Annotated in this window: 14 protein-coding genes; 9 read left to right on the forward strand and 5 right to left on the reverse strand. The window is 69.8% G+C overall.

Annotated elements, in window-relative coordinates; all coding sequences use genetic code 11:
- Positions 1-26: 26 nt before the first annotated feature.
- The 5 genes from H4W30_RS32055 to H4W30_RS32075 are packed head-to-tail and all read right to left on the reverse strand — an operon-like array spanning position 27 to position 4,047.
- On the reverse strand, positions 27-815 hold the full coding sequence (locus H4W30_RS32055; RefSeq protein ID WP_043830795.1) for a deazapurine DNA modification protein DpdA family protein: 789 nt from the start codon (positions 813-815) through the stop codon (positions 27-29).
- Positions 812-1,333, reverse strand: coding sequence for a VUT family protein (locus tag H4W30_RS32060; protein ID WP_043830797.1), 522 nt, complete (start codon positions 1,331-1,333; stop codon positions 812-814). The genes H4W30_RS32055 and H4W30_RS32060 overlap by 4 nt, the downstream gene beginning before the upstream one ends.
- A complete protein-coding gene (locus H4W30_RS32065; RefSeq protein ID WP_081684792.1) occupies positions 1,330-2,124 on the reverse strand; it encodes a recombinase family protein in 795 nt (264 codons plus the stop codon). The genes H4W30_RS32060 and H4W30_RS32065 overlap by 4 nt, the downstream gene beginning before the upstream one ends.
- On the reverse strand, positions 2,121-3,002 hold the full coding sequence (locus H4W30_RS32070) for a DNA methyltransferase (protein ID WP_051171987.1): 882 nt from the start codon (positions 3,000-3,002) through the stop codon (positions 2,121-2,123). Before H4W30_RS32070 ends, H4W30_RS32065 begins: the two co-directional genes overlap by 4 nt.
- Positions 3,003-3,054: 52 nt before the next feature.
- Positions 3,055-4,047, reverse strand: a complete 993-nt coding sequence (locus H4W30_RS32075; protein WP_072029967.1) for a hypothetical protein — start codon at positions 4,045-4,047, stop codon at positions 3,055-3,057.
- A gap of 542 nt (positions 4,048-4,589) precedes the next feature.
- Here H4W30_RS32075 and H4W30_RS32080 point away from each other — a divergent pair.
- The 9 genes from H4W30_RS32080 to H4W30_RS32120 all read left to right on the forward strand — a co-directional run bounded on the left by H4W30_RS32080 (position 4,590) and on the right by H4W30_RS32120 (position 16,802).
- Positions 4,590-5,567 (forward strand): hypothetical protein, encoded by a 978-nt coding sequence (locus H4W30_RS32080; protein WP_043830802.1) that lies wholly within the window; start codon positions 4,590-4,592, stop codon positions 5,565-5,567.
- Positions 5,568-5,818: 251 nt separating this feature from the next.
- Positions 5,819-6,067 carry a pilin gene (locus tag H4W30_RS32085; RefSeq protein ID WP_225950548.1) on the forward strand — a complete coding sequence of 83 codons (249 nt, stop codon included), beginning with the start codon at positions 5,819-5,821 and terminating at the stop codon, positions 6,065-6,067.
- Between the two features lie 3 nt (positions 6,068-6,070).
- Positions 6,071-8,065: a hypothetical protein gene (locus H4W30_RS32090; protein WP_043830804.1), complete on the forward strand. Its 1,995-nt coding sequence runs from the start codon at positions 6,071-6,073 to the stop codon at positions 8,063-8,065.
- Positions 8,062-9,285, forward strand: coding sequence for a PrgI family protein (locus tag H4W30_RS32095; RefSeq protein WP_043830806.1), 1,224 nt, complete (start codon positions 8,062-8,064; stop codon positions 9,283-9,285). Before H4W30_RS32090 ends, H4W30_RS32095 begins: the two co-directional genes overlap by 4 nt.
- The gene (locus H4W30_RS32100; RefSeq protein ID WP_043830809.1) at positions 9,285-11,195 is read left to right on the forward strand and encodes a VirB4 family type IV secretion system protein; all 1,911 of its coding nucleotides are present in this window, start codon (positions 9,285-9,287) and stop codon (positions 11,193-11,195) included. The genes H4W30_RS32095 and H4W30_RS32100 overlap by 1 nt, the downstream gene beginning before the upstream one ends.
- A gap of 47 nt (positions 11,196-11,242) precedes the next feature.
- The gene (locus H4W30_RS32105; protein WP_043830811.1) at positions 11,243-12,076 is read left to right on the forward strand and encodes a GP88 family protein; all 834 of its coding nucleotides are present in this window, start codon (positions 11,243-11,245) and stop codon (positions 12,074-12,076) included.
- 49 nt (positions 12,077-12,125) lie between these two features.
- Positions 12,126-14,669: a helicase HerA domain-containing protein gene (locus H4W30_RS32110; RefSeq protein ID WP_106961254.1), complete on the forward strand. Its 2,544-nt coding sequence runs from the start codon at positions 12,126-12,128 to the stop codon at positions 14,667-14,669.
- 127 nt (positions 14,670-14,796) lie between these two features.
- Entirely contained in the window at positions 14,797-15,849 is a 1,053-nt protein-coding gene (locus H4W30_RS32115; protein WP_043830813.1) for a replication-relaxation family protein, read from the forward strand.
- Complete coding sequence (locus H4W30_RS32120; protein ID WP_043830815.1) at positions 15,846-16,802, forward strand: C40 family peptidase; 957 nt, start codon at positions 15,846-15,848, stop codon at positions 16,800-16,802. The genes H4W30_RS32115 and H4W30_RS32120 overlap by 4 nt, the downstream gene beginning before the upstream one ends.
- Positions 16,803-16,807: the final 5 nt, after the last annotated feature.

Below are 16,807 nucleotides of genomic sequence, written 5' to 3' on the forward strand. Positions count from 1 at the left end.
CGCGGCGGCGAACGCGGCGACGGCCATCACGCGGCCCTCCCCAATACCTGCGGGGACACGGTGTCCGCAGACAGCCCTGCCGAACCCAGCGTGGTTCGGATCTGCCGATACCAGCTGAGCGCGAAGCGCAGACAGTTCGACTCGGTGCGATGGCTCGGACCGCATCCGGATACGTATCGACCGCGCATGCTCCAGGACATCGAGTCCGAACTGGCGAGAGCTTCGGCGTACCGGTTGAGGCCGGTGATCTTGATGCCGAAACCGTGGAGGTTCAACTCGCGCGTGGCGAAGGCGCGCATGATGCGCTCCACGTCGGCGCTGCTCTGGCGCCGGCACACCGTGCCGATCCCGACGAGCGGCTCGGCGGCCAGATCGATCCCGGCCTGCTCGTAGAAGTCGGCGCAGCGTTCGTAGTCCGACAGAGTCCAGCCTTGCAGCGTCGGCACCCAAGGGAGCTCAGGCGCGAGTTCCCGCAGGCGGACGAGGTTGCGCACGGTCCGCCGTTGATGCTCGCGGATCGTCAAGCCGGTGCGTTTCAGGATGCGCTGTTCGCACATCCAGTCCTGCGGCGCCGCCCAGGCGAGGTTGCCGATCTCGTCGGCGTAGCGCCGGACCGTCTGGACGTAATCCTTCTCGTCGATCTGCCAGCGTCCGTGAAGCTGCAGCTCTGTGAAGCCGCCGGAGTCGAGCGCCCATTCCGTGATGGCGCGGGGCAGGGTGCGGCGGTGGCCGAGCCGCCGGTGCGACACCAGCAGCGGGATGTCGGGCACGCGGGTCAGCCAGATGGGTTGGTGGACGCCGAGGTAGAACCTCACGCTGGCATCGCCCTCCGGCGAGCGCGGACACCAGCAAGCACAGCGACCGCCAGGGCCGTGGTGGTGGTCTTCCCGACGAGTTGGCCGGTGAGGTAGGTCAGCGAGCCGAAGGCCAGCGGCAGGAACAGCAGGCTGTCGACGAGCAGTCCAACCGTGTTCGACGCACTCACGGCGGCGAGGTGACTCCAGTCGCGCAGCGGGGTGTAGATGGCGAGGTCGACAAGTTCGGAGACGGCGAAGGCCGCCGCGCTGGCGAGCGCGATGCGCGGCTCGGCGACCAGTCCGGACAACGCCGCGCCGAGGGCGATCGCGAGCAGCGTTGTCCGGGTGCCGACAGCGTCCTGCAAGAGGTCCCGGACGGTGAATGCGAGCCCGGCGAAGAACGCGCCTGCGGGAACGTGCAGGCCCGCGATAGCGACCGCTGGCCAGAGTGAGGTGGCCCAGTTCGCGCCGGCGATCGTCGCCGCGTACCCGGCGAACAGGACCACGGCGGCGACGGTCCACCGGCGGATGTTCATGCCGCGCTCGGCGGGGAGTCGGCCGGGTCTGTCGCACTGGGCGGGAGTTCAGTGGGGCCGGGCTGGGCGCGGTGGAAGGTGCGCTCGTCGACGAGTGGCTCGTGCACCTTTGGCGCCGAGGTGACCCACTGCTCGATGGGTGCCGGGCGGCCGGCGATGGTGCGGGCCCAGACCTGGCGGCCGGTGTACTTGACGTTGGTGACGATCCGCCGGACGGCCTTGGGGGTCCACCGCCCGTTGGGCACCGGGGCTGCGTACTGGCTCGGGTCGCTGTTGAGTCGTGCGGCGATGACGGCGAACGTCAGGCCGTGGTCGGCCCGCCAGATGAAGATCTGCTTGACGGCGGCGGCGGTCTGCCAGTCTGGGACGAGGACCGCCCGCAGTTTGCTGTGTCCGCTGGGGTCGGTGACCCGGATGCGCAGGGCGCGGTAGCCGTAGGGCGGGGGCCCGATCTGGTAGCCGGCGCGGACGAGTTCGACCATCGCCTGGCGGGCGCGTCGGGTGGTCTCGGCGTGGTGCGCGGCGGGCGCGGCCCACTGGATGTGGTTGCCGCGGGCGTCGACCAATTCGCTGTTACTGGTCGGGTCGTCCGCACCTGCTTCGGTGTCGACGGCGGAGGTATCCGACTGCCTTGTCCACAGGTTTGTCCACAGGTGGGACCACCAGGGTGGACGCGTCTCGGGCACAGGTGTGCCGGTGCACTGGTGGCGGGCGGCGGCGCGAAGTGCAGCGCGCTTGCCGCGGAACTCGGGATGCCAGCCGCATTCACGGCAGTACAGGCGCGTCGTCATGCTGCTCGTCCCCAGCCGGGGTAGGTGACGCGGTTGACGGCGGGCCGGATCACCTCGTCCTCGGTCGGCCACGGGATGCCGACTGCCGCGGCGGCGGCGAGTTCGGCGTCGTGGGCGAGCTGGAAGACAAGCACTTCGTGGTGCGCGGAGAGCGCGGTCGGCGCGCCGGCAGCGAGTGCTCGGGCGGCAGCGCGGCGTTCGGCAAGCGAAGCGCGGGTGACCAGCCGGCTGCCGCGCAGTCCGGCGGTCAGTGCGATGCACCGCTCGACCGGTGCCAGCCCGGCCGAAGTTCCGGCGGCGAGCACCGGTGTGGCCAGGTCGACCAGCGAGCCGTCCGGACACCGGAGGGGCCGCGCGACGACGGCGACGTGTCCGCCGGATCGCAGCAGCGGCTCGCAGTAGAGCAGTGTTGTGGCAAGGTCGGCGAGGGCGGACTCGACCGGGTCGCGGCCCGGACCGGTCGCGCGGTCAGGCGCGGTGCGCAAGCTGGTCAGGATGAGTCCGACTCGTCCGATCAACCCTGCGGCCCGGATGGTCGCGAGCACCTTGGGGCGGGCGTCGAGGACCGAGCCGTCGCGCCACGCGCCTGTGGTCTTGGCGGCGGTGACGTTGGCGCGAGCGAGCGTCCACCACTGGGTGCGGGCGGTCAGTCCGAGCGCGCGACGGTCGGCGCGCAGCGCCTCGGTCAGCACGGTGCCGGCCCCGCAATCCGGGTCGAGAACGAGGTCGCCGGGACGGGTGTAGGTGGCGATCGCATGGGCGGCGACGGCGGGTGGAATCCGCTCGGTGTCGGTCTCGGTGCCGGGCACACAGCCGGTGTCGCGCAGCTGCGCGAGAGTGTCGCGCTGCCCGGTCGGCCAGACCGATAGGGACGGCATTGAGGGCTCCTCCCCCGGTGGCAGGGGGAGTGGCCAGGGCGACGTGGGACGGTCAGCCATTGGAGGTCTCCTCCCCGTCGGCGGTGTCGGTCGGGGCCGGCTGGCGGGTGAACACGAAGAGGTCGTCGTGCACCTGGATGTGCCGAGCGGGCGTCGCGAGCGGTCGTGCCGGAGCCTGGGAACGGGAGTGCGTGGCCGGGGTCGCGACGGCGAGTGCGCCGTCGCGGACGGGCACGCGCAGCAGGGCGATGCGATCGATATAGCGCAGTCCGGCATGGTGCGCGGCGCGCACGAGCGAGCTTGCGGGGTCGGTGAGCCGACCACGGGCTCGCTCACCGTGTGTGATGACGGCAAGGGTGCCGGTCGGGGTGAGCAGACCGGCCCAGTCGGCCGGACGGACCCCGTCGAGGGTGCGCGGTTCGGCCGTGGTGATGACGAGGTCGTAGCGGTCCGGACCGACGCCGGTCGCGGTCGAGTGCGGTCCGGGACGACGGTGTGCCCACGGCTCGGCGGGCTGGTCGGTGGTCGGACTGGCGGTGCGGGGTCGGGGTCCGGACTCGGCCTCGGCCGACGCGTCGCCGGAGTGTTCGCCGGCCAGGTTGGGGTGCGCGACGGCCGTCTGAGTCCGGATGCTGCGGCCGAGTCGTACCACGGTCCAGCCCGCTTCGTGTAGTCCGGCGTACGGGCCGGGCCGGGACTGGTTACGGCCCGCCGTTGGTGACCACGATGCGGGCGGCGCGAGGTAGGGCGCGGGGGCAAGCAGGAGCATTCGCTGGCCGGGCTGGGTGTAGGTGGTGACGATCTTGATGACCGCAGTCAGCAACCAGTTGGCGAGCAGCCCGGTGCCCTCACGGAGTTCGTCTTGAGCGCACGGCCAGACGGTGCTCGGCTGGGCGGGACGAGGATGGTGCAGCGTGAGGCGCAGGGTGCGTAGGCGTGGTGTTCGCCGCCTCTGCGGTAGCGGGATCGGGACGGTCGGGGGGTCGGTCGGGCCGTGCTCCTGGGAGCCGTCTCCTGGGGAGCCGTTGCCGTGTGTCGGGGTCATCGCGGGTCTCCTCCGACGAGGTGGGGCTGTGCGTTCTGACGCCCCTTAACTCTGTATTTCGACCCCGTTTTGGACACGCCTCGCCAAACTTATTTGAGATGGCAAAGGTGCATGTTAATGGCGACTTGGCGTGATTCGAACAGTTCTGCCAAAGCCTCGACGCTGAGCCGCTCGTTCCGTCGACCCAGGTCGGCGCCCACCGTCTTCTGGGCCACTCTGTGGTCAGATTTTTCAAGATTTTTCGGCGGTGCCAGGTTGAGCTTGAGTGCCGACTGTATCCGGGCGCAGTTCGGCTACTAGCGTCGTACTAGTGACCAACTATAACTGCAGTTCGTCGGCTACTAGCGTCGATCGGGTTACGCGGGCCACGAGGGCGCTTTGTTGATCTTGCTTCATGGTGTTCGTGGGATGAAATAGTAGTTCGCTAGTAGCCTCGGCGCGGTTCGCTAGTTGGCGCCTAGTAATGATGTGGTATTTCCGTGGTATCGGTCGTGGCTTCCTGACGTCGTTGTTGTTCACATCGACGCCGTGGGAGTCACGACATGGCAGCACAATCCGTTTTCCGTCGCGCTGGCGACGAGGCCGTCCCGAACTCATTGGATATCGCGCGGGACACGTTTACCTGGCTAGTGACCGGGCCGCACCCGATATCGCTGAACGGCCGGCTCTTTCCCGGTCTGCCGGACCGGCACATTGCGCTGGACGAGGTCCGCGACCGACTGCTGGCGCGCCGGTGCCCGCAGGCGACGCGGGACGCGGTGTGGGCGCATCTGGTGCTGCGCTCCCGTACTGAAGGAGCGACCTGGACGATCGCCGCGGTCGGGGTCGCACTGCCCGCGCTGACTTCTGTCGCGGCGACCTTGACCAACCGGTTCGCCAACGATCCGGCCGACGTGCACGCCGAGGTTCTGCGCGGCTTCCTGACCGCGTTGTCGACCATCGATCTGCGTCCGCCGCGAATCATGCTGCGGCTGCGGTGGGCCGCCTACCGGTCCGGCTACTACGCGCTCGCCGAGGCGCTGGCGGGTCCGACTCCGGTCGCGCCAGGGTTCCGATCCACCCCGCCGCACGCGCCGTGGGGTCACCCGGATCTGGTCCTTGCCCGCGCGGTCGCGGACGGAGTCCTGACTCAGACCGAGGCCGCGCTGATTGGTGCGACTCGGTTGGAAGAGGTGCCCGTCGCGGACTGGGCTGCGCGGCACCAGACCGGCGAGTGGGCGGTCTACAAGGCGCGCAAACGCGCCGAGCTCCGGCTCGCCGCGTACCTGCGCGAGGGCGTCGCCGAGACCGATCCGACCGACCCGTTGACCGACCAGGTAGCCACCGCAGTGGCCCTGGCGCGACCGGTCGCACCGGCCCGCGACTTGCCGCGGTCGTCACTGTCCGTGTCGGTTAGTGAGGTCGAGTCGGGGCAGAAAATTCAGGGTCGCGTGTCCAAAACGGATGCGAAATCCGGAGTTCAGGGCTGCGGGACATCCCCGCGCTCAGCCCGACCTTCGGAGGTGCCCCAATGCGCCTGATCGATCGATTCTTCCCCGCCGCGAGCGGACCGCGCAGCGCCCGCCTCGATGGCACTCCGCAGCCGCCGGCCGAGGCCCCAGCGTCGAGCACGCCGGCCGAGATCACCGGCAGCGAGCCGACCAGTGCTCCGGTCACTAGGCCGGAGGCCTGGGTTCCGGTCCGTCCCCGCCGCTGGTCGCACGTGGCGTTGATTGTCGAGCTGGCGGTCCTCGCGCTGCTGGCGTCGGCGTCGGCGGCGCACGCCGACACGATGGTCGTCGCTCTGGCAGATTCGGTGACCACGGTCCTGAACAACGTCCGCAACTGGATCATGGGCATCTTGGCCGGCTTGGCCACGGTGTTCCTGTCCATCGGCGGTGTCCGATACGTGATGGGCGGTGGCGACCCCGGCGAGGTCGAGAAGGCCAAGACCGCCTTCAAGTCCGCCGGGTGGGGCTACGGCCTGGCAGCGCTCGCGCCGCTGGTCGTGGAGATCCTCAAAGGGATCGTGGGGGCCTGACCGATGGCCGGCACCCCGCCCACGGTTCGCCCGTACCGCCGGTCCGGCGGACCGGTCGCGACCGCTGCCGCCGGACGAATCGACGGGGACCGAGCGATGCTCTCCCCGGTCTCCGACGCCAGCGCCGACCGGCCGCCGGCTGGTCGGCACTGGCGCTGGTACGCGGGCTGGATGCTGGCGCTGAGCGTCGTCGTGCTCCTGGTCGGGGTCCTCGCGGTCAGCGCCTCGGCGCAGCCGACCACACCGAACCCGGATCCTTGCTTGGGGCCTGAGCCGCGGCCGATCCCCTGTGCCCCGCCTCCCACACCGACACAGCCCACACTCCCAATGCCGAGCGCGCCCAGCCCATCGACGGCGCCGCCAAGCACGCCGTGCACGGGTGAGGACTGCATCCCGCAGCCGACCACGCCGCCACCGACAAGTGGCCCGCAGCAGCCCGGCAGCGGCAACGGTGTCAGCGACTCGGACTGCGGGATCACCGACATCGGTGCCTGCATCACCGAGGCCATCAACTCGGCGTTCCGCAGCATCGTCGAAGCTGCGCTCTCGCCGATCCTGGAACTGATCGGGCACACCGCGCTGTCCACACCGACGATCAGCGACCTACCCGGCATCGGCGAACTCTGGAACAACTCGTGGGAGCTCGTGGTCGCTGCCTACGGCCTGCTCATCCTCCTCGGCGGCATCGTCGTGATGGGCCACGAGAGCGTCCAGGCGCGCTACTCGATCAAGGAGATCGGGCCCCGGATCCCGATCGCGTTCATGGCCTCGGCATTGAGCTTGTTTTTCGCCGACAAGCTCATCCGACTGGCCAACGGCCTGACCCTGGGCATCCTCGGCGACGGGGTCAACGCGCCCTCGCTGGGCAACACCCTCAAGGACGCCGTCGCCGGCATCCAGACCGGCGGACTGTTCATCATCCTGGTCGGCCTGGTGCTCGTCGTGGTGGGCCTGGGCCTGCTGGTCGTCTACGTGGTCCGGATCGTCATCACCCTCGTCTTGATCATCTCGGGCCCCTTGTTCCTGATGTTCCACGCCCTGCCGCACACCGACCCGCTGGCCCGCTGGTGGTGGAAGGCGATCACCGCGACGCTGGCGATCCAGGTCGCTCAAGCGCTGGTGCTGATCACCGCAGTGCGCACGTTCCTGTCCGGCGGCGTGCATCTGTTCGGCTCGACGCTGTCCGCGCTCGGCACGCTGGTCGCCGCGATCGCCTTGTTCTTCATCCTGTTCAAGATCCCGTTCTGGTTGTTATCGGCCGCCAAAGTCAGCTCTGGCCGGTCGTTCCTCGGAGGGCTGGCGAAGGCCTACATCGCGGCGAAGACCTTCGGCATGGTCGCCGGGAAGACCGGCGCACTGGGCAAGGTCGGCGGCGCGGTCGGGGCGAAGAGCGGCGGCGGAGGTGGTGGGGGTCGCGGTGGCGGGTCGGCAAATTCGCCGTGGCCTGCTCAGGCGCGCCTTGCGCCCACCCCGGAGATGGTCAACAAGCGGCTCAAGGCGGCCCAGGACGCCGAGCGCGTCCGCGCGGCCCGCCGGTCGCGGCTGCCCTCGCAGACGCCGCAGTTCCTGCAGCCCTCACCCCAAGACACCACCCACGACCCCGCCGTCACCCCGGCAAACCAGGGACCAGCCATGCCTCCTGAGTTCAGTTCCGCACCCAGGCCCGCCACGCCGATCTCACCGCCGCGGCGAGGGCAGCGGCCGGGATCGGCGCCCCAGTTCCAAGCAGCCGGTGGGCCGCGTCGACGCGGCGCCACCCCGCCGCCGGCCCGCCCGATCCGCACCGCGTCTGTGCCCCCGCAGTTGCAGTTCCGACCCGCCACGCCGCCGGCACCGCAGCCGTCGTCGCCACCCACGTCGGCGTCCGCGCCTGCCGCGCCGGTGTTCCGGCAGGCACAGCCCGAGCCGCGCATCGGCGACGCCTACCGGCGCACCCAGTCCGTTCCGCCGGCGCTGTTCCGCACGCCGAAACCCGCTCCAAGAGGTGAAGGGAAATGAGTCAGCCCGTCCGGATTCCTGCCGACGTCGATCGCGAGGACCGGGTGATCGGTCCGCTGACGGCGCGGCAGCTGCTCATCCTCGCCATCACTGGGATTGTGCTGTACGGGACGTACACGATCACCCGCGAGTTCGTGCCGCTGGTGGCGTTCCTCATCGTCGCCATCCCGATCGGGGTGACCGCCGCGTTCCTCGCGCTCGGCCAGCGCGACGGCATCACCCTCGACCGGTTGGTGCTGGCGGCGCTGCGGCAGCGGATGAGCCCGCAGCACCGAGTGGCCGCGCCGGAAGGCATCCGCCCGGCCCCCGAGTGGCTGGGCAGACAGGTCACGAATACCAGCAGCAAGAGCCGCGCCCAGGGGAAGGACGGCGGGGACGCCGCGGCGTCGACGGTCTCGCCGGCCGCGCTGCGGCTGCCCGCCGAAGCGGTCACCGATACCGGCGTCATCGACCTCTGCAAGGACGGGGTCGCCGTCGTCGCGGTCTGCTCGACGATCAACTTCGGGCTGCGCACCCCGGGCGAGCAGGAGTCCCTCGTCGCCTCCTTCGGGCGGTATCTGCACTCGCTGACCGCACCCGTGCAGGTGCTCATCCGCGCGGAACGACTGGACCTGTCCGGGCAGATCGCCGAGCTCCGCGAACAGGCCGGCGGCCTGCCGCACCCGGCGCTGGAACAGGCGGCGCGCGAGCACGCCGAGTACCTCGACCAACTCGGCCGCGCCACCGACCTGCTGCGCCGCCAAGTGCTGCTGATCCTGCGCGAACCGCTGCTCACCACGGGCCCGACCGACGGACTCGGCAGCGCCTCGCCACTGGCCGCGTTGACCGCGAAACGCAGGGCCGCCAAGCAGGCCGCCCTGGTCGACGACGCCACCCGGCGGGCCGCCGAAGCCCGGCTGGTCCGCCGGCTCAGCGAGGCGGTCGAGCTGCTGTCCCCCTCGGGGATCGTGGTCACCCCGCTGGACGCCGGACAGGCCACCGCGGTGCTCGCCGCGGCCTGCAACCCCGACAGCGTGATCCCGCCGAACTCCGGTCTCGCCGCCTCGGACGAGGTCATCACCACCGCCCCGGACGACGGCTGGGACGCAGGCGCGTTCGGCCGCGCCGCGTTCCCCACCGACGACGAGTTCGGCGAGGCCGAGGACGCCTGGGATGACGGCTTCGACGACACCGCCGAGGACCCCGACGACTACGTCAACTCCGCGGGGAGGTACCGCTGATGAAGACCAAGGACAAGCGCCGCGGCCGGAAGGCCCAGAGCGTGCAGCCGCCGCTCGGGCGGGCCAGCGCGTTCACTCCGGACGCCATCTCCGTCCGTCCTCGTGCGCTGGAAGTCGGTGGCGAATGGGTCGCGAGCTTCGCCGTCGTCGGCTACCCGCGCGAAGTGCACAACGGGTGGCTTCAGCCGCTGCTGACTTACCCCGGACGGGTCGACGTCTCGCTGCACATCGAGCCGATCGACCCGGTCACCGCGGCCAACCGTCTCAAGAAGCAGCTGTCGAAGCTCGAAAGCGGTCGCCGGCACACCAGTGAGAAGGGCCGGCTGGTCGACCCGCACGTCGAAGCCGCCACCGAGGATGCCTACGACTTGTCCGCACGGGTCGCCCGTGGCGAGGGCAAGCTTTACCGGCTCGGGCTGTACCTGACCGTGCACGCTCCCACCGAGGAGGCCCTCAGCGACGAGGTCGCCGCGATCCGGTCGTTGGCGGCGTCGCTGCTGCTGGACTGCAAACCGACCACGTACCGCAGCATGCAGGGCTGGATCACCAGCCTGCCCATGGGTCTGGACCTCGTCGGCATGCGCCGCACGTTCGACACCAGCGCGCTGTCTGCGGCGTTCCCGTTCACCTCACCGGACCTGCCACCGCCCGACCCGACCTCGGTCGGCGCACCGAGCGGCGTGCTCTACGGCTTCAACGTCGGAAGCCAGGGGTTGGTCCACCATGACCGGTTCGCCCTGGACAACCACAACTCGGTGATCCTCGGCCGCTCCGGCGCGGGCAAGAGCTACCTGGTGAAGCTGGAGTTGTTGCGGTCGTTGTATCGCGGGATCGAGATCCACGTCATCGACCCGGAGGACGAGTACGCCCGGCTGGCCGCCGCGGTCGGCGGAACGTATGTGCACCTCGGTGCCGAGCAGGTCCGGTTGAACCCGATGGACTTGCCGATCCACACCCGCCCGGACGGGCGCCGCACTGCACCGCGCAACGCGCTGATCCGCCGGTCGTTGTTCCTGCACACGGTGATCTCGGTGCTGCTGGGCAGTGAGCTCGAAGCGACCGAACGTGCGGCACTGGACCGGGCTATCACCGCGACCTACCAGCGCGTGGGGATCACCTCGGATCCGCGGACCTGGACCCGCCCGGCGCCGCTGCTGGCCGACCTCGCCGAGGTCCTCGCCGGGACCGGTGACCCCGCCGGGGTGGAACTCGCGGCGCGGCTGCACCCGTATGTCACCGGCGCGTTCTCGGGGCTGTTCTCCGGCCCGACGTCGACCCGTCCGGAGGGACACCTGGTGGTGTTCTCGCTGCGGGATCTCGCCGACGAGCTCAAGCCGATCGGCACGTTGCTGACGCTCGACGCGGTGTGGCGGCAGGTCTCTAACCCGGCCATCCGCAAGCCCAGGCTGGTCGTGGTCGACGAGGCGTGGCTGTTGATGAAGGAGCCCGCGGGCGCGGAGTTCTTGTTCCGGATGGCTAAGGCGTCCCGGAAACAGTGGGCCGGTCTCACGGTGGCCACCCAGGACACCGCGGACGTCCTGGGCTCGGATCTGGGTAAGGCAGTGGTGGCCAACGCCGCGACGCAGATCCTGCTGCGGCAAGCCTCCCAGGCGATCGACGAGATCACCCGCACCTTCGACCTGTCTATGGGTGAGCGCCAGTTCCTGCTCTCCGCGGACCGTGGCCAGGGCCTCCTGTCGACCGGGACGCAGCGCGTGGCATTCCAGTCCATCGCCTCACCGGTCGAGCATCAATTGGTCACGACTGACCCCGCCGAAATCGCCGGGTATTCCGACACCTCGTCGGGAATCGAGAACTCCTTCGTCGAACTCGGCGCGGACGACACCGCGGGAATCGCGGACTCGTTCGACGATGGCAACGCGTCGCAGATCGAACTCGACGCCGCCTAATCGCAGGAATCAATCCGTATACACCGAATCGCACCCAGGGGATACCCATGTCTACGTCATTGCCCATTTCCGCCACCGTTAACCGGCCCACGCGGCTGCTCACGCAAAACAGCGAGATGCGCCAGATTGGCGTGTGGAACTGGTCGCTGCCGGCCTGGGCCGGCCGCTTGGCTGACGGTCGCACTTACAACACCTGTCCGTCGGCCGGAATCTGCGCGCAGGCGTGCTACGCCCGGCACGGCACCTACACCTGGCCGGTCGTCCGCGCCAAGCACCAGGCGAACCTGATGTACGTCCTGGACGACCTGGCCGGCTGGCAGGCCGCCATGGTCGCGGAACTCGGCGCGGCCAAGTTCCGGGGCGCCTGGATCAGAATTCACGACAGCGGCGATTTCTTCTCCGACGCCTACCTTCAGGCATGGCTGGATATTTGCCGGACTCGACCCGACACGAATTTCTACGCCTACACCAAAGAGGTGTCCCGATTCCGGACGCTCGTCGAGCCTGGCCCGCCGCCGAATTTTCTGTGGGTCTACTCGTATGGCGGGACACAGGATGCCGCGTTGAATCCCGCCGTCGACCGGATCGCAGATGTGTTTCCCGACGAGCCTGCGATCGCCGAGGCGGGCTGGGCCTCGCAGGAAGCCAGCGACCTGCTCGCGGTCCTGGGCCCGCGGCTGGTCGGGGTGCCGGCCAACCGCATTCCCGCCTACCTCAAGCGGCTGGCCGGGCGCCGGTTCTCCGCGTGGCAAGCCGAGGTCGACGCCGACCGCGCCGCCCGCCGAGGCCGCCGGCACCTGCGGCTCGTCGTCGACAACACCCGCCCCGACCACAGCCAGCAGCCCACGGCCGAGCCGGCTGACCAGCCGTGGGCGGCTTGACCGCAGCTCGCATCCGTCCCGTCGACCGCTTTGCGTGGGGAGGTCCCCGATGTCCTGGCCAATCACCGCCACACCCCTGTCCGCCCTCATCCCACCGCATATTGAGCAGACCGCGGACGTGCTCGCCTCACCGGTCGGCGACTACCTGCGTGACCCGCTCGGCGCGTTCCAGAACGTGCTGGCGCACCTGCGCGACCTCGCCCTGACCTGGGGCCCGATCGTCGGGCCGGTGCTCGCGGTCGCTGTCACCGCCGCGGTCGTCGCGCGCCGTCGGTGGCGCCGCCGCTACCACCAGCGCCTGATGATCGATGCTCGCCTGATCACCGTGCTCGCGCCGCCGACGGTCGACCCGTCCGGGGCGATCACGGTGTGGTCCAACCTCGTCGGATTGCTGCGGCCGGGGTGGCGGCGTCGCTTCGGCGGGCAGCCGCACCTGAGCTTCGAGCTGACATTCACCGACGACGGCGTGCAGATCCGGCTGTGGGTGCCGGGCCTGGTGCCGCCCGGCATGGTCGAGCGCGCGATCGAGGCCGCCTGGCCCGGCGCGCACACCCGCACCACCCCCGCCAAGCCCCCGATCCCGACCACGACGGCAGCGGGTCGGCGGGTCGAGGCGGTCGGTGGCGAGCTGCGGCTGGCGCGCTCGGAAGCACTGCCGATCCGCACCGAGCACCCGGCCGACCCGATTCGCGCGATGCTCGGCGCACCGGTCGGGCTCGGCCCGCACGACCGGGCATGCGTGCAGATCCTCGCCCGCCCGGTCGCCGGCCACCGAGTGACCAAAGCCCGCCGCGCCGCCCGGCGGGTGCACGCGGGCGGGTCGGTTCATCTGGTCGGCCGGCTGCTCGACGTCATCACGCCGGGCAAGACCCCGAAGTCGTCGACCAGCACGCGGACGCCGGGCCTGGATCGGCAGACCAGCCTGGAGTACGCCGCCCAGGACCGTGCTGTGGTCGAGAAGCTGCGGGCGAACCAATTCGAGACCCGTATTTGCTACGCCGTGGCCACCACCGTGCCCGAGGACGCCACGTCGGGCGAGGTTCAGGCGGTGCGGGAGGTGCTGCGGGGTCGCGGGCACGCGATCGCCTCGGCGTTCGCCGCCTACTCCGAGCACAACTACTACCGCCGGGTTCGGATCCGTCGAGATCCGGTCGCCGTGCTGGCCGAACGCCGCCTGGGCAAGGGCGACCTGCTCTCGATCCTCGAGCTGGCCGCAATCGCGCACCTGCCGATCGACGAGTCCACCCCCGGCCTGCAGCGGGCCGGCGCGAAGGCCGTGCCGCCCCCGCCGGGTATCGCCACGGCCGGGGAGCAGATCAAGCCCCTGGGGCTGTCGGACTCCGGGCACTCCCGCCCGGTCGGCCTGCACGTCGCCGACGCCCGCCACCACCTGCACATCCTCGGCGCCACCGGTAGCGGCAAGTCGGAGCTGATGGCCCGGATGATCCTGGCCGACGCCGAGGCCGGCCGAGGTGTCGTCGTGGTCGATCCGAAGGGCGACCTCGTGTCGGACATCCTGATGCGCCTGCCCGAGGAGCTCGGCGAGAAGGTCGTGCTGTTCGACGCCGACTCCCGCGCCCGCCCGCCGGTGCTCAACCCGTTGGAGGGAGCGGATAAGGCCCGCGCGGTCGACAACCTGGTCTCGATCTTCTCCCGGATCTACGCCTCGTCGTGGGGGCCGCGCACCGACGACATCCTGCGCGCCGGGCTGCTCACCCTGACCGCGATGCCCGGTACCCCGACGCTGGTCGACCTGCCCAAGCTGTTGACCGTGCCGGCGTTCCGGCAACGGGCCTGCGACCAGATCGATGACGAGGTCCTCAAGGGCTTCTGGTCCTGGTACGACGACCTGTCCGAAGCCAGCCGCGCACAAGTGATCGCGCCGCTGATGAACAAAATCCGCGGCTTCCTGCTGCGCCCGTTCGTCCGCGCCGCCATCGCCGGTGGAACGTCCACTATGGACATGGATGAGGTGCTCAACACCGGTGGGATCTGCCTGGTGCGCATCGCTCGCGACGCGCTAGGGATGGAAACCGCGCGGCTGGTCGGTTCCATCGTCGTGGCCCGCACCTGGCAGGCCGCGACTCGCCGAGCTCGCGTCCCGCAGCGCCAACGCCGCGACTGCGGGCTGTACGTGGACGAGTGCCACAACTTCCTGAACCTGGCCTATCCATTGGAGGACATGCTCGCCGAGGCCCGCGGCTACCGACTCTCCATGGCGTTGGCACACCAGTACCTCGGACAGCTACCGAAGGAGCTCGAAGAGGGCGTCAGCACCAACGCGCGCAGCAAGATCTTCTTCAACGCCTCGCCCGAGGACGCCAAGCGGCTGGCCCGGCACACCATGCCGCGGCTGAGCGATCACGACCTGTCCAATCTCGGCGTGTACCACGTCGCCGCTCGGCTAGTCCTGGGCGGCGAGGAAGCGCCGCCGTTCACCGCGGTTACCGAGAAGCTCCCGCCCGCGATTCCCGGACGCGCCAAGGCAATCCGCAAAGCAGCCAGGGTCAATACCCGCCCGCCCGTCACCAACGCCGACAACGCAACGGGCCGCCCCGGTCAGCCCACTGTAGACCCCCGCCGCGCGGTCTGACCTGTCGGGCCTTGTTCTCCCGCAACGCATGTGGGCTCACCTATCGCGCCCGTTCCGCTCCGGTGATCCCGCATGCGTTGCCTTCACCTTCCCCCATTCCGGCCCAACGACTGGGAGGTGCCGACCCATGATTTCGAATCCCACGCCTCAGAGGGCATTGCGCGGGCACATGCCCCAACGCCCCACGCCACGGGCGGCCACCACCGGGGAGCACCACGCCCAGCTCGCCGGACGGCTCACCCTCCGGGACCGCTGGCTTGCTCGGATGCTGCACGAGCACAAGGTCTTCACCACCCAGCAGATCGTCGAACTCTGCTACCCGACCATGCGCGCGGCCAACCACCGCCTGCTCAACCTGTTCAAGTGGCGCGTCGTCGACCGCTTTCAGCCGTTCGTCAGCTCCGGCACCGCACCGATGCACTACGTGCTCGACATCGCCGGCTCGGTCGCCCTCGCCTACGAGGATGGTCTCGACCCCAAGCAACTGGGCTACCGCCACGAAGACGCCATCGGCATCGCCCACTCCCTGCGCCTCGCACACACCGTGGGCGTCAACGGCGTTTTCACCAGCCTCGTTGCACTCAGCCGACGGCCAGGTGCCCGCGGCCGCCTGACCGCGTGGTGGTCCGAGCTTCGCTGCGGCCGGCTCTTCGGCGACATGGTCCGCCCCGACGCCTACGGCCGTTGGCGCGAAGACGGCCACCAGATCGAGTTCTTCCTCGAATTCGACTTCGGCACCGAGGACCTCGGCAAGCTCGCCCGCAAGCTCCACGGTTACGAAAAGCTCGCCATCGCAACAGGAATCACCACACCCGTCCTGGTGTGGCTGCCCACCAACCGCCGCGAGACCAACGTGCTCACGGCGCTCGCCGACGCCCTGTCCCAGTTGGACCGGCCAGCGCTCGTGCCCGTAGCCACCAGCGCCGCAGATGTCGCTGGCGTGGCTGGCGAGGACAACCCCGCCGTCGCGCGGTGGTTGCCGATCTCCGGTCCGGCGTCGCGACGGCCGGGTCGACTGCGGCTCGTCGAGCTCGCGCGGTTCTGGCCCCACGTCGCACCGCCCACCGCTGTCCAGTCCTCGACATCGGCTCAAGCGCAGCAGGCGCCCGCGGACCTGGCCGCGCCGGACCCGCACCCACCACCCCTACCCACCAGCCACTTCCGGAAGGTGACTCCATGAAGATCGCCGTTGCCGCTGTCGCGGCCATCATCGCTATCCCCATCCTCATCGGGGGTGTCGGCAAAGCCATCGTCAGTGCGCTGTTCGGTACCGGTGGCACCGAGCCGAGCCAGGCCGCGGTCGCCGAGATCCCCAACGACTACCTGTCGCTCTACCGAGCCGCAGCCTCCGTGTGCCCAGGGCTGGACTGGACGATCCTCGCCGCGATCGGCGACGCCGAATCCAAGCACGGCCGCGGATCCGGCGACGGCATCACGGAAGGCGAGAACTACATGGGGGCCGGCGGCCCCATGCAGTTCCTCAAGCCCACCTTCGACGGTGTGATTGCACGCCACACGATCCCGCCCGGTGGCTCGAACCCGCCCTCCCGCTACAACCCGCACGACGCCATCTACGCCGCCGCGTTTTACCTGTGCGATTCCGGCGCACAGAAAGACATCCGCAAGGCGCTCTTCGCCTACAACCATGACGAGGAGTACGTCAACGGCGTTCTGGCTCAGGCAAAACGGTACGGCACCGCCACCGTCGGAACCGGCGACTGCAACAAGATCCAGGCACCCAACCCCGCCGCGATCATGGCAATCAACTTCGCCTGCGGCCAACTCGGCCTGCCCTACGTATGGGGTGGCAACGGACCAGCCGGCGGCCATGCCGGCTTCGACTGCTCTGGCCTCACCAAAGCTGCCTACAACGCCGCCGGCATCAACCTGCCTCGTACCGCGCAGACTCAGTACAACGCGGGTCCACTGGTGCCCGCCGGCCAACCGCTGCTTCCCGGCGACCTGGTCTTCTACGGCACAACCGGCAACGTCCACCACGTCGGCCTGTACATCGGTGCAGGGAAGATGGTGCACGCCCCGACGTTCGGCGAGCCGGTCCAGGTCAGCAACTACCGCTGGAACGGGGATGACTATCTGGCGGCCTCGCGGCCCACGGTCGATTCGCGCTTGTAGCAGAA

The sequence above is a fragment of the Amycolatopsis roodepoortensis genome (assembly GCF_014873915.1).
Lineage (GTDB): Bacteria > Actinomycetota > Actinomycetes > Mycobacteriales > Pseudonocardiaceae > Amycolatopsis > Amycolatopsis roodepoortensis.

What these genes read in the sequence shown, in the direction of transcription:
- H4W30_RS32065 (WP_081684792.1), bottom strand. Translation starts at nt 2,124, where the DNA reads ATGACGACGCGCCTGTACTGCCGTGAATGCGGCTGGCATCCCGAGTTC.
- H4W30_RS32115 (WP_043830813.1), top strand. Translation starts at nt 14,797, where the DNA reads ATGATTTCGAATCCCACGCCTCAGAGGGCATTGCGCGGGCACATGCCC.
- H4W30_RS32105 (WP_043830811.1), top strand. Translation starts at nt 11,243, where the DNA reads ATGTCTACGTCATTGCCCATTTCCGCCACCGTTAACCGGCCCACGCGG.
- H4W30_RS32075 (WP_072029967.1), bottom strand. Translation starts at nt 4,047, where the DNA reads ATGACCCCGACACACGGCAACGGCTCCCCAGGAGACGGCTCCCAGGAG.
- H4W30_RS32120 (WP_043830815.1), top strand. Translation starts at nt 15,846, where the DNA reads ATGAAGATCGCCGTTGCCGCTGTCGCGGCCATCATCGCTATCCCCATC.
- H4W30_RS32070 (WP_051171987.1), bottom strand. Translation starts at nt 3,002, where the DNA reads ATGCCGTCCCTATCGGTCTGGCCGACCGGGCAGCGCGACACTCTCGCG.
- H4W30_RS32090 (WP_043830804.1), top strand. Translation starts at nt 6,071, where the DNA reads ATGGCCGGCACCCCGCCCACGGTTCGCCCGTACCGCCGGTCCGGCGGA.
- H4W30_RS32110 (WP_106961254.1), top strand. Translation starts at nt 12,126, where the DNA reads ATGTCCTGGCCAATCACCGCCACACCCCTGTCCGCCCTCATCCCACCG.
- H4W30_RS32100 (WP_043830809.1), top strand. Translation starts at nt 9,285, where the DNA reads ATGAAGACCAAGGACAAGCGCCGCGGCCGGAAGGCCCAGAGCGTGCAG.
- H4W30_RS32095 (WP_043830806.1), top strand. Translation starts at nt 8,062, where the DNA reads ATGAGTCAGCCCGTCCGGATTCCTGCCGACGTCGATCGCGAGGACCGG.
- H4W30_RS32085 (WP_225950548.1), top strand. Translation starts at nt 5,819, where the DNA reads ATGGTCGTCGCTCTGGCAGATTCGGTGACCACGGTCCTGAACAACGTC.
- H4W30_RS32080 (WP_043830802.1), top strand. Translation starts at nt 4,590, where the DNA reads ATGGCAGCACAATCCGTTTTCCGTCGCGCTGGCGACGAGGCCGTCCCG.
- H4W30_RS32060 (WP_043830797.1), bottom strand. Translation starts at nt 1,333, where the DNA reads ATGAACATCCGCCGGTGGACCGTCGCCGCCGTGGTCCTGTTCGCCGGG.